The organism is Actinobacillus capsulatus DSM 19761, assembly GCF_000374285.1.
GTDB lineage: Bacteria > Pseudomonadota > Gammaproteobacteria > Enterobacterales > Pasteurellaceae > Actinobacillus > Actinobacillus capsulatus.
Genome location: NZ_KB893936.1, coordinates 49,970 through 63,299 on the forward strand (window position 1 = coordinate 49,970; position 13,330 = coordinate 63,299).

Annotated in this window: 8 protein-coding genes; 3 read left to right on the plus strand and 5 right to left on the minus strand. The window is 41.7% G+C overall.

Annotation, left to right across the window (positions count from 1 at the left end; translation table 11 throughout):
- The first annotated feature begins 46 nt into the window (after nt 1-46).
- Entirely contained in the window at nt 47-463 is a 417-nt protein-coding gene (gene ndk, locus C228_RS0105795; RefSeq protein ID WP_018651736.1) for a nucleoside-diphosphate kinase, read from the plus strand.
- A gap of 273 nt (nt 464-736) precedes the next feature.
- Here the strand turns inward: ndk and C228_RS0105800 are convergent, their stop codons facing one another.
- The 5 genes from C228_RS0105800 to glgB form a co-directional block, all read right to left on the minus strand.
- Nucleotides 737-3,238: a glycogen/starch/alpha-glucan phosphorylase gene (locus tag C228_RS0105800; protein WP_018651737.1), complete on the minus strand. Its 2,502-nt coding sequence runs from the start codon at nt 3,236-3,238 to the stop codon at nt 737-739.
- 190 nt (nt 3,239-3,428) lie between these two features.
- On the minus strand, nt 3,429-4,865 hold the full coding sequence (gene glgA, locus C228_RS0105805) for a glycogen synthase GlgA (protein ID WP_018651738.1): 1,437 nt from the start codon (nt 4,863-4,865) through the stop codon (nt 3,429-3,431).
- A gap of 94 nt (nt 4,866-4,959) precedes the next feature.
- A complete protein-coding gene (glgC, locus tag C228_RS0105810) occupies nt 4,960-6,270 on the minus strand; it encodes a glucose-1-phosphate adenylyltransferase (RefSeq protein ID WP_018651739.1) in 1,311 nt (436 codons plus the stop codon).
- Nucleotides 6,271-6,304: 34 nt separating this feature from the next.
- The gene (gene glgX / locus C228_RS0105815) at nt 6,305-8,287 is read right to left on the minus strand and encodes a glycogen debranching protein GlgX (RefSeq protein ID WP_018651740.1); all 1,983 of its coding nucleotides are present in this window, start codon (nt 8,285-8,287) and stop codon (nt 6,305-6,307) included.
- A gap of 3 nt (nt 8,288-8,290) precedes the next feature.
- Complete coding sequence (glgB, locus tag C228_RS13365; protein WP_018651741.1) at nt 8,291-10,567, minus strand: 1,4-alpha-glucan branching protein GlgB; 2,277 nt, start codon at nt 10,565-10,567, stop codon at nt 8,291-8,293.
- 258 nt (nt 10,568-10,825) lie between these two features.
- Here glgB and fruB point away from each other — a divergent pair, with 258 nt between their 5' ends.
- Entirely contained in the window at nt 10,826-12,331 is a 1,506-nt protein-coding gene (gene fruB / locus C228_RS0105825) for a fused PTS fructose transporter subunit IIA/HPr protein (RefSeq protein ID WP_018651742.1), read from the plus strand.
- 14 nt (nt 12,332-12,345) lie between these two features.
- Complete coding sequence (fruK, locus tag C228_RS0105830; protein ID WP_018651743.1) at nt 12,346-13,293, plus strand: 1-phosphofructokinase; 948 nt, start codon at nt 12,346-12,348, stop codon at nt 13,291-13,293.
- Nucleotides 13,294-13,330 lie beyond the last annotated feature (37 nt).

Here is a 13,330-nt window from a genome sequence, read left to right on the forward strand (position 1 = left end):
ACAAGCGGTGATATTCACCGCTTTTTTTGCGAATTAAGGAGAAACAATGATCCAACAAACGCTTTGTTTAATTAAACCCGATGCGACAAAACGTAATCTAATCGGTAAAATTCTTAGCTATCTAGAAGAAGCGGGCTTAACCATTAAAGCACTCAAAAAAGTACAACTAACCCAAGAACAAGCGGAAGGCTTCTATGCCGAACATCAAGGTAAGGAATTTTTCCCGCCGTTAGTCGAATTTATGATTTCGGCACCAATTGTTGCGGCGGTACTTGAAGGTGAAAACGCTATCGCCCACTACCGTGAATTAATGGGAGCAACTGATCCGGAACAACGTAAAGCCGGTACAATTCGAGCGCTCTACGCTATTAGCGGTCGTGAGAATTCGGTTCACGGTTCGGATTCTGAACAATCGGCAAAACGTGAAATCGCATACTTCTTCACACCGAATGAAATTATCTAAGCTAGACTAAAAAGAAAGCCGTTTGTCTAAAACAAACGGCTTTTTATCACTGACAAACGATCAAGTTTCAGTAAAATTTCGAAATTATGTAGCAAATGTACAAATTTGTTTTGTAGGGGCGGACCGATGTGTCCGCCTGTGATATAAAATATCTTATTGATTTTTCTTGGGCGAACACATCGGTTCGCCCCTACGTTTCATTCATCAATAATCTTGTGCAACTGATACATAATACCGCAAAATTTTGCAAGAAACAGACCGCTTGTTCATATCTTAACGAATAATCAATAGCTTACTTGAGCTTTCAATAATACTCGCCAAATCGGTATTTTCTTTTAATTGCACTTCATCCATTGGCTCAATATGCCAGATATCTCGTGCATAATCTAACACTGAACGATCTGATGAGAAGTAGCCCATATTGGCAATATTGATAATTGCCGAACGTGTCCACGCTTTCCTATTGCGATAAGCGACTGCAACTCGTTCTTGTGCTTCAACATAGCTACGAAAATCCGCGCAGGCTTGGTAATAGTCACCTGAATTTAGAATCAGATCTTGATAGCGATACGGATCATCTGGTGAAAATTTACCATTTAAGATTTGTGAAATCGCCTCATTTAATTCACCATCTGTTTCATAATAATGATACGGCGAATAGCCGTTACGACGTAGTTCTTCTACTTGTTCGACCGTGTTACCGAAAATAAAGATATTTTCTTTACCGACGTGTTCCAGAATTTCAACATTCGCGCCGTCTAACGTTCCGATAGTTAATGCACCGTTTAAGGCAAACTTCATATTAGACGTACCTGATGCCTCAGTACCCGCCAATGAAATCTGCTCGGACACATCCGCCGCCGGAATGATCATCTGCGCCAGTGATACACCATAATTTGGAATAAACACTACCTTAATCAAATCACGTACTCGTTCATCATTATTGATTACATTTGCAACATCGTTAATCAAACGAATGACTTTCTTCGCCGCATAGTAAGCACTTGCCGCTTTACCAGCAAAGATAAATACACGTGGTGTCCAATCCGCATTCGGATTTTTTAAGATACGGTTATATAGCGTAATAATGTGTAATACGTTTAACTGTTGGCGTTTATATTTATGAATACGTTTAACTTGCACGTCAAAAATCGCTTCCGGATTCAGTTTGATACCTAAATTTTTCTCAACATAATCCGCCAATTTACGTTTATTCTCATATTTTACCGCCGCAATTTCAGCCTGAACATCCGCATCATCGATGAATACATTAAATTTCTCTAATTCACTAAGATCGGTTAGCCAATTTTTGCCGATACGTTTATCTAAAATATTGGCTAAACCCGGGTTGGCGATTTTAATCCAACGGCGAGGAGTTACTCCATTGGTTACATTAGTAAAGCGATCCGGATAAATACGAGCGAAGTCGGCAAAAATGGATTCCACCATTAAATCCGAGTGGATTTTTGCCACACCGTTTACTTTGCTTGAAGCCACAACTGCTACCCACGCCATACGCACTCGGCGATCACCGTGTTCGTCAATCAGTGACACACGTTGTACTAAATCTTCTTCACCCGGGAATTTTTCACGCACTTCATTTAAGAACCATTCATTGATCTCAAAAATAATGCCTAAGTGACGCGGTAAAATACGCCCTAACATTTCCACCGGCCAAGTTTCCAATGCTTCGCTCATTAAGGTGTGGTTGGTATAGTAGAAAATTTTGCGAGTCATATTCCACGCTTGCTCCCAGCTATAGCCTTTCTCATCAATTAAGATGCGCATTAATTCCGGCACTGCGAGCGTTGGATGGGTATCGTTTAAATGAATCGCTACTTTATCCGCTAAATTAGCACAAGATCCGCACTCCGCTTCATGGCGACGAATAATGTCTTGTATCGAAGCAGAACAGAGGAAATATTCTTGACGTAAACGTAATTCACGTCCGCTATAAGTAGAATCGTCCGGATACAGCACACGAGAAACGTTCTCAGATAAATTCTGATGACTCATTGCGGCAAAATAATCACCTCGGTTGAAATCCGCTAAACCGAAACCTTTCCCCGAAGCGTGCGCCGACCATAAGCGCAAACTATTAGTTGAGGTAGTTTCATAGCCGGGAATTAATTGATCGTGAGCTTGGGCAATAATCTCTTCATCCGGCTGCCATACAGTTTTTTTACCTTCTAGCCAAATACGTCCGCCAAAGCGCACCGGAAAACGTTTACTCGAACGTAAATACGTCCATACAAACTCATTTTCTAACCATTGATCCGGCTGCTCCACTTGTTCACCATGACGGATTTCTTGGCGGAACATACCGTACTCATATTGAATACCGTAGCCAATCGCCGGAATTTTCATTGCAGCAAGACTATCCATATAACAAGCGGCTAAACGCCCTAAACCGCCATTACCTAAACCCGGATCGCCTTCTTCGTTAATAATCTCTTCAATATTTTGTCCGAGTTCTTTTAATGCGGCATCGACTAACTCATACACCCCTTCCGCAATCATTGCGTTTGAGAACGTACGTCCCATTAAAAATTCCATTGAAAGGTAATACACTCGGCGGCTGGCGTTCGCAACTTGACTACGGCGGGTTTGTAACCATGATTCAGTAGAAAGATCTCGCACCACACGCAACGCCGCATTTAACCAGTTACGTTTACTTGCTTTGCGAGGTTCTACCCCTAGCGCATAAACCATTTTGTATAAAATGGCATCCTTTACATGTTGAATATTTTCGGGACTTAAAATTTTATTGCCCATGATTGGCTCCTAAGTAACAAACTAAGTAATCAGCATAAATTGAGTAAAAAAAGTACAATAATTCTATAATTAATGTCGTAAAATCGCTGGAGAATTACAAAGATTTTGCTTTATTGATACTATTTACAAAATAAGCGGTAAGATTTTGTAATTTTTTTGCAAATTCCGACCGCTTGTGAAAAAGATGATACTATACGATGTCTTGGTAAATCGCCTGATAAGCTGTTGCCGCTCTTGCCCAGCCGAAATCTTGTGCTAACGCATTTTGACGTACACTAGACCATAGCTTTTGTTTTTTCCAAAGATTTAGCGCTCGCTGGAATGCATTAAAGAAATCATCACTGCTCGGGTATTTAAATACAAATCCGGTTGCATTACGTTGTTCAATGCTGTCTTTGTGGCTATCCACCACCGTATCGGCTAAACCGCCAGTTTGGCGAACTAGCGGTAAAGTACCGTATTTCAAACCGTATAGTTGCGTTAGACCGCAAGGTTCGAAGCGGCTTGGCACAAGAATAACATCACCACCGGCAATAATTTGATGAGACAATGCTTCGTTATAGCCGATATATAAACCGATTTGTTCCGGATAACGGTTACGTGCTTCGTTTAACAGATATTCCAAATGCGGAGAGCCGCTACCTAAGACGATTAATTGCACGTGTTGTTGCATTACGTCATCAATCCTATCTAGGATGAAATCTGCCCCTTTTTGTTCCGTTAAGCGAGTGACCATCACCATGAGCATTGCATTTTTATCTTCTGGTAAGTTGAACATACGTTGCAACTCAGCTTTATTTTTCGCCTTACCATGCATATAACTCGGTTTGTATGTCGCCACGATATTTTCATCGGTTTCCGGATTCCACACCTTATCATCCACGCCGTTTAGCACGCCGTGCAAGCAACCTTGCGCTTGACGTGTTTGTAGCAAACCGTGCATGCCACCGCCAGCAATTTGTTCGGTAATTTCCATTGCATAAGTCGGGCTTACCGTAGTGATGCGATCCGCATAATATAATCCGGCTTTCAAATATGAAATTTCACCGTAAAACTCCATGCCTTCCGCTTGGAAGAAATCCCACGAGAAACCCAATTCCGGTAAATGATGTGGCTGGAAGCGCCCCGGATAGGCAATATTATGAATGGTAAAAACGCTTTTCACTGGGCTATGCCAACTTTTTAGATAAGCACAAGCCAAACCGCCTTGCCAATCATGCGCGTGTAAAATATCTGCTTTACCCCACCAATGATCTAGCCCTTCCGATAGCTGCGCACCTAAATAGCCTAAAATAGCAAAGCGCTTATAGTTATCCGGATAATCCGCATAACCGGAATCATGATACGGATTGCCTGAACGTTGGAATAAATGTGGCGCATCAATCAGATAAATGCCCAAACCATTGAAATAAGTAAAACGAATCGTCACTAAACCGGCAAAAGTACCTAAAGTAACAACTTCGTTTGTTTCTCCGATTTTTTCCGCCACTTTTGGATAGAGCGGAAGTAAAACTCGAACATCATTGCCGGCTTGTTGCTGAGCATAAGGCAATGCGCCCATCACATCCGCAAGTCCACCGGTTTTAATTAACGGATACATCTCCGAGCAAATATGTAAAATTTTCATTTTGTTGCCGTTTAATTTGTATTTGTAAAATAAAGAGAAAATTAGACCGCTTGTAAAAGCGCTAAAGGTGAGCTAAACGCTCACCTGTATCAGATTAAATTGTGTGATGCAATTTGATACTGGACTGATAACCACTTAATGCATCAAGCATTTTTTGAGTCACCAAGACGATCCCGCCTTTGCTAACACGGAAACGTTTTGCATCTTCTTCTAAATTCACACCGATTTCCAAACCATCGGGAATGGTACAGTGACGATCAATCACCGCACGTTTAATCACGCAATTTTTGCCAATCGTTACCTGCGGTAAAATTACGGTATGTTCAATTACGGTTTCAGCGTCCACTTTTACTTTAGCAAACAAGACCGAATTACTGATTTCCGCATCGGTGACCACACAGCCACCGGCAATTAACGAATTATCTAAAGTATGCTGACGTGCTTTTTTATAGAAGAAACGTGCCGGTGCGGTTTGTTGCGGTCGCCCGTGAATCGGCCAAGATTCATCATATAAATCAAGTTGCGGCTCTTCCGAAACCAAATCCATATGTGCCGCCCAATAACTGTCAATCGTACCAACATCTCGCCAATAAATCGAACCGCTTGCATTACGACCTTTACATGAACGTTCAAACGGATGCGCATATAACACGCCTTCTTCTACCGCTTTTGGAATGATATCTTTACCAAAGTCGTGTGAAGTCCCCGGAATTAAGGCTTCACGTTCTAATACGTCATATAGATAATCCGCATCGAACACGTAAATCCCCATTGAAGCTAACGATGAATTCGGCTTATCAGGCATAGCTGGCGGATTTGACGGTTTTTCCACGAATTTTTTCACTTTTAATTTATCGTTAACCGCCATTACGCCAAATTCGACCGCTTGCTCACGTGGCACTTCAATACAGCCAACCGTACATTTGGCGCCACTTTCTACGTGATCACTCAGCATTTGGGTGTAATCCATTTTATAAATGTGGTCGCCAGCTAAAATCATCACATATTTTGGGCGATAATGCGATTTCATCATCGCCATATTTTGATATACCGCATCGGCCGTGCCACGATACCAAGTATTTTCATCCAACTGCTGACGAGCCGGTAGCATATCAATATATTGATTACGTTCATAAGGTAGGAATGACCAACCACGTTGTAAATGACGTAGTAATGAGTGAGCAGCATACTGAGTAATTACCCCCACTTTAAGTAAATTCGAATTAATACAGTTTGAAAGCGCAAAGTCGATAATGCGGCGGCTACCACCAAAATATACAGCTGGTTTTGCTCGTCTGTCAGTTAACTCATAAAGACGTGAACCACGACCACCCGCTAAAATAAGCACTAATGTATCGTTAGTAATATCGTTTCTGATTAAATCGTTTTTTTCTTGTGTAAGCATACTTTGTTTCTCCGATGTTGTGTTATTTATCACACTAATGTGAACCTAATTTTCTTTGAAGCACGCATACTCCCATCTGTTCCAGCTGAAGAGTAACCGCCTGCGCATCCGCTATCAAAGTTGCCGTTTTTTCCCCAAGGTAAAAGTGCCATTTACCTTGAGGTAAGAAAAATTGTTGCTTATCTTTTTTAGCATTAATTAAGATAAGCCATTGTTCTTGAAAAAGAATTTGTAATGCTTTAAGTGAGTGGTTATGCCAATCAACCACTTGCATAATCTCACCGTATGCGGAAAACCATTGCACGTCATTTTCTGTCCACCAATGACTTTGGTGGGAAAGCAACAAAATTTGTTTACGTAAATCAATCCACTTAGCAACATAAGCAATACGCTCATTATTTGCCTGCTGCCAATTAATCCAAGTTGTTTCATTATCTTGGCAATAGCTGTTATTGTTACCTTTTTGCGAATGCCCCAACTCATCACCAGCTCGTAGCATGGGTACGCCATTTGAGATAAACAGCACTGCAAGCAAACTACAAGCGGTCTGATTTCGTAAAATATTTACCAATTCGTTATCCGTATCTCCTTCCACACCGTGATTATTACTATAATTATGTTCATCACCGTCTCGATTTTGCTCGCCATTTGCCTGATTATGTTTTTTGTTATAACTCACGAGATCTTGTAGAGTAAAACCATCATGAGAGGCGAAATAATTAATACTCTTAGAAGGCGAATATTGCCAATATATGTCGTCACTTCCTGCTAAACGACGGGCAAATTCGGCTAAGTTACCGCTTTCTTGCAAGAAAAAGCTGCGCATTGTGGTACGGTATTTATCATTCCATTCGGCAAATCCTGCTGGAAACTGTCCGACTTGATAGCCTTCCGGGCCAATATCCCAAGGTTCCGCAATAAATTTAATCTGCTGTAATACCGGTATTTGTTTAATTTTTTCAAACAGCGGCGCAATATTTGAGAAGGTAGGCGTTCGCCCTAATATTGTCGCCAAATCAAAGCGGAACCCATCAATATGGCATTCTTTCACCCAATACACTAAACTATCGACAGCCCATTGACAGACCATCGGATGAGCCAAATTTAGTGCGTTGCCACACCCCGTCCAATTGCAATATTCGCCTTGTCCGTCCAGCCAGTAATAGCTTTGGTTATCAATCCCTCTTTGGCAAAGTGTCATACCGTCTTTACCGGCTTCCACCGTATGGTTATACACCACATCTAAAATGACCTCGAAGCCGTTTTGATGCAAGGTTTTAACCAAATATTTAAATTCGAAAAGCGGATCTTCTTGATCCCAAGCTAAGCAAGGATCAATTGCCGAATGCGCTAAAACGCTATATCCCCAATAATTGGTTAACCCTAATCGCTGTAAATGCACTTCATCTGCATGGTAGCTGACAGGCTGCAGTTCAATCGTCGTCACGCCTAACCGTTTTAAATGTGCGATCGATGCCGGATGCGCCATGCCTGCATAAGTCCCACGTAACGGCTCCGGAATATTATGATTTAAACGACTAAAACCTTTTACATGTGCTTCGTAAATAATCGTTTCCGCCCATGAATAGTGCGGACGTTTTTCTCCAGTCCAGTCAAAATCATCGACTACCACAACCGATTTAGGTGCAAGGTGAGCATTATCTTGTGGGTCATTCCAAATAAAATAGCTTAACGCTTTCTCATCATACGCATCAGGCTGTCCCACTACTCGCTTGGCATACGGATCAAGCAGCAATTTATTCGGATTAAATAATGCGCCTTTTTGCTCATCAACATCACCTGAAACTCTAAAACCATATAAGCTGCCGTTCTCAACACCGCAAACGAACAGATGCCAAATATCTCCGCTACGTTGCATCGGATAACGCTGTTCACCCTTATCATCAAAAATACACAGCTCAATAGCGGTCGCATTTGCTGAAAAAATTGCAAAATTTGTGCCTTTTTTACCCACTTGTGCACCAAGAGGAAACGGCTTTCCTGCTAATGTTTTCATCTGCTACTTCTTACTTTTTCTTTTTTTCTTAACGTGCTTGGTTGCCACACCCGTTTCTTTACTAAGGCTAGACTGTGCCACTGTTTTTGCTTCTCTCACAATAAAAATAGTTGCTAACGGTGGTAATGAAACACAGAGAGAATAAGGCTTACCGTGTGACGGCTCTTCCTCGCATAGAATCTCACCGTAATTACCAACATTACTACCGGCATAATAAGCCGCATCCGAGTTGAGTATCTCTTTATAAATCCCGTCTTGTGCAACACCGACACGATAGTTATGACGTACAATCGGCGTAAAATTGCTGATCACAATCACACTTGAACCATCTTTCGCTTTACGTTCAAAAGCAAATACCGATTGTTGCCAATCATCCACTACCAGCCACTCAAAACCACTTGGCTCATGATCAAGCTGATAAAACGCCGGATATTGCTGATAAACTCGATTCAAATCTCGCACCCAATTCAACATACCTTTATGCCAATTTCCACCTTCTTCACCAAGCAAGAACCAATCCAAACTTTCGTTAAAGTTCCACTCTCGTCCTTGAGCGAATTCATTACCCATAAACAGTAATTTTTTGCCTGGATAGCCCCACATATAGCCGTAATAAGCACGTAAATTTGCAAATTTTTGCCAGCTATCGCCTGGCATTTTGCCAATTAAAGAACCTTTACCATGCACAACTTCATCGTGTGAAAGCGGCAAAATAAATTTTTCGCTATATTGATAGATCATACCGAATGTCATCCAGTCATGATGATATTTGCGGTAAATTGGATCTAATGCCATATAACGGAGCGTGTCATTCATCCAGCCCATATTCCATTTATAATCAAAGCCCACGCCTTGCTGGCTTACCACATGCGTAATACCATTAAATGAAGTCGATTCCTCTGCTATCGTCACCGCAGCATGACCTTCTTGCTTAAGCATTTGATTAGTACGGCGTAAAAAATCCAGAGCTTCTAAATTTTCACGTCCGCCATATTGATTTGGAATCCATTCACCATCTTTGCGTGAGTAATCTCGATAAATCATTGATGAAACCGCATCGACACGTAAACCGTCAATACCGAAACGTTCCGTCCAATACAGCGCATTGCCGGAGAGATAATTGAAAACTTCGTTACGCCCGTAGTTAAAAATCAACGTATTCCAGTCTTGGTGATAGCCCTCTCTCGGATCTTGATGTTCATATAAATGCGAACCGTCAAATTGCTCTAAACCGTGTGAATCGGTTGGAAAATGTCCGACCACCCAATCTAAAATCACGGCAATACCTGCTTCGTGGGCTTTACGGATAAATGAACGGAGATCATCTGGTGAGCCAAAACGACTGGTTGGAGCATAAAGTCCGATGGGCTGATAGCCCCAAGAACCATCAAATGGATATTCTGTAATAGGAAGTAATTCGATATGCGTGAATCCCATATCTTTTACATAAGGAATGAGTTCATTGGCTATTTCATCATAATTCAGCCAATAGTTATTTTCTAAATTGCGACGCCAAGAACCTAGATGTACTTCGTAAATTGAAATCGGTTGATCGATATGATTGGCTCGGCGAAGTGTGTCTTCAATATCAACGATATCCGGTAATCCGGTGACAATTGAAGCCGTATCTGGGCGAAGCTGTGAAGCAAAGGCGTATGGGTCTGATTTCAAACGCAACTGACCGTGACTATCTAATAATTCAAATTTATATAATGCTCCTGCATCAATATTCGGAATAAATATATCCCAAATACCACTTTCTGCGTGAAAACGCATACTATGGATTCGACCATCCCAATAATTAAAATCACCGACAACAGAGACACGTTTTGCATTTGGCGCCCAAACACTAAAGCGCACACCTGCAATATTTTCTTGAATTTCAAAATGAGCGCCTAATTTTTCATAAGGACGAAGGTGAGTACCTTCAGATAATAACCAATTATCTAGTGCGAATAGGGAGGATTTAAAACGATATGGGTCTTCAATATCAATTTCACCCAATGGATAAGTAACACGTAAACGGTAATAGAAATGAGGATCGGAACAATCAAACGTAGCGACAAAAACACCGCAATCATCAATCTTTATAGTTTCCGATAAACATCGTCCTTGCTCATCAATAACTGTAACGGCATCTGCTTCAGGCAAATAAGTCCTTACTACACAATGACCATTTTCAAAATGACTCCCCAAATAGGAAAACGGGTCTTTACAATACCCACCGGAAAGCTGCTCAATAAAAGACGAATCTTGCTCTGAATAATTATAAGCTATCATGATTTGCTTCCTCATTTTTTTACACTCTAAATTATTTTTCTTTTCTGAAGAAAACGTTTGCATTTTAACATTAAAATAAAAACCTCGCCGAAAAACTATGTGCTTTTGTGATCTATATCATATTTTTATCGTAATATATGCGAACTAGCTCACACTTTTTGACATTTTTTTTAATCAGCTAGAACGATTTAGCAGAATATGGGGTACAATATGCAGCAATATTTTTATTTTTAAAATTAAATCCAATAAGGAGCTCAGATGCTAAATTTATCGGCACAAAATATCCGTTTAAATGGTACTGCCAGCAACAAAGAAGAAGCGATCAAGCTTGTTGCCGCAGGTCTTGTAGCAAATGGTAATGTTGCGGAAGGCTATGAAGCAGGAATGTTAGCCCGTGAAACGCAAACCTCAACTTTCCTTGGTAATGGTATCGCCATTCCCCATGGTACATTAGATACTCGCCACCTTGTCAAAAATACCGGCGTACAAATTTATCAATTCCCACAAGGTGTGGAATGGGGCGAAGGCAATAAAGCCTATGTTGTGATTGGTATTGCAGCAAAATCCGATGAGCATTTAGCTCTCCTTCGCCAATTAACCGGCGTATTAAGTGATGAAGAAGCGGCGACAACACTAGCAAAAACACAAGATATTGAAGAATTTGCTGCGGTACTAAGCGGTAAAAAATCACTTCCTGTTATTTCAGAAGAGACGATTTCATTAAATATCGATTCTTCTAGCCTCATTACACTTTCTGCAATTAATGCAGCAAAACTTCAAGAAAAAGGCTATGTCACACAAGCATTTATTCGCGATGTGATTGCAAGCTATCCTCTAAACTTAGGTGACAATCTTTTTGTAGCAGATTCTGCAAATGGTAACCTAGCGAACGGTTTTGCAGTAGCACGTAGCCAACAAGGACTGACTTTAGTTACTATCTCAGCGACAGATAATAATCTTTCTGCTCTTATCACTCGTTTATTAAATACCGATATTCGCAAACAATTAACCACAGTGTCAGCAGCACAAATCCTCGCACTCTTTGGTGCAAATGAAAATGCAGCTTCAGCAGCAAGCTCAACGGCAACAGAACAAGCCAGCCAACAAGTTATCGGCACATTTACCGTGCGTAACGACAACGGCTTACATGCTCGCCCAAGTGCGGTATTAGTACAAACCTTAAAACCATTTGCAGCAAAAGTCACCGTGGAGAACTTAGATCGTGGTACTGCACCTGCGAATGCCAAAAGTACAATGAAAGTGGTAGCGTTAGGCGCAAGCCAAGCACATCGCTTACGTTTTGTGGCAGAAGGTGAAGACGCTCAACAAGCGATCGAAGCATTGGCAAAAGCATTCATAGAAGGTTTAGGCGAAAGCGTTTCATTCGTACCGGCGGTTGAAGATACGATTGAAGGCACAGCACAACCGCAAGCGGTTGAATCTGCAAAAAATTCTGCAAATCCGACCGCTTCTGAACCTGCGGTAGAAGGCCAAGTAGAAGGTACATTCGTAATTCAAAACGAACATGGTTTACACGCTCGCCCAAGTGCGGTGTTAGTCAACGAAGTGAAAAAATATAATGCGACTATCGTGGTACAAAACTTAGATCGAGATAGCCAATTAGTTAGTGCGAAAAGCTTAATGAAAATTGTGGCATTAGGTGTAGTAAAAGGTCACCGCTTACGCTTCGTGGCAACCGGTGATGACGCTCAAAAAGCGATTGACGGTATCGGTGCGGCGATTGCTGCGGGTTTAGGTGAGTAATTGAGGGACAAACAATGACACAACAATTACGTATTGCAACCATAACCTTAAACCCGGCGTTTGACTTGGTCGGCCGCCTACAACGCATTGAAGTGGGCGAAGTAAATACCGTTGAAACCTTAGGCTTATACCCTGCCGGTAAAGGAATTAATGTTGCGAAAGTATTAGCGGATCTTGGCGTTAAATTAGCAGTTACCGGTTTTTTAGGTGCAGAAAATCAGGGCGATTTCGTTCAATCGTTTAAACAAAACGGTGTGGACGATCAATTCTATCGTATTGACGGTAAAACCCGTATTAACGTGAAAATTACCGAAACCGAAGCTGACGTGACCGACTTGAACTTCTTAGGTTTTGAAATTAGTGCCGAAGATTGGGCAAACTTTACCGCTCAATCACAGCAATGGGCAAAAGCGTTTGATTTGGTGGCGGTATGCGGTTCACTCCCTCGTGGTGTAACGGCGCAACAATTCTCACAATGGTTGGAATCACTTCACCAACAAGGCTTAAAAGTGGTGTTAGACAGCAGCAATGCGGCATTAACTGAAGGTTTAAAAGCCCATCCTTGGTTAGTGAAACCGAATCGTCGTGAGTTAGAAGTTTGGGCGAATCGTCCGTTAAACAGCTTAGAAGAAGTGATTGCAGCGGCACAAGAATTGCGTGCCGGCGGTATTGAAAATGTGATTATTTCAATGGGTGCAGACGGTTCCGTATGGCTCAACAGCGAGGGCGTGGTTCAAGCTAAACCGCCTCGTTGCCAAAATGTCGTGAGCACGGTCGGAGCCGGCGATTCTATGGTGGCAGGCTTAATTTATGGGCTTGCTCAAGGTTGGGATAAAGCGAAAACCCTCGCCTTCGCAAGCGGTACGTCAGCATTAGCGGTATCACAAAGTAATGTGGGTATCAGCGACCGAAGCGCCCTAGATGAAATAGTGGCACAGGTGAAATTAACCAATCTTTCATAAATTAAATGTGTAGGGACGCCATGCTTGGCGTCCACTA

Coding starts and splice junctions, on each gene's coding strand:
- ndk (WP_018651736.1), top strand. CDS start 47: ATGATCCAACAAACGCTTTGTTTAATTAAACCCGATGCGACAAAACGT.
- fruK (WP_018651743.1), top strand. CDS start 12,346: ATGACACAACAATTACGTATTGCAACCATAACCTTAAACCCGGCGTTT.
- glgA (WP_018651738.1), bottom strand. CDS start 4,865: ATGAAAATTTTACATATTTGCTCGGAGATGTATCCGTTAATTAAAACC.
- glgC (WP_018651739.1), bottom strand. CDS start 6,270: ATGCTTACACAAGAAAAAAACGATTTAATCAGAAACGATATTACTAAC.
- glgB (WP_018651741.1), bottom strand. CDS start 10,567: ATGATAGCTTATAATTATTCAGAGCAAGATTCGTCTTTTATTGAGCAG.
- fruB (WP_018651742.1), top strand. CDS start 10,826: ATGCTAAATTTATCGGCACAAAATATCCGTTTAAATGGTACTGCCAGC.
- C228_RS0105800 (WP_018651737.1), bottom strand. CDS start 3,238: ATGGGCAATAAAATTTTAAGTCCCGAAAATATTCAACATGTAAAGGAT.
- glgX (WP_018651740.1), bottom strand. CDS start 8,287: ATGAAAACATTAGCAGGAAAGCCGTTTCCTCTTGGTGCACAAGTGGGT.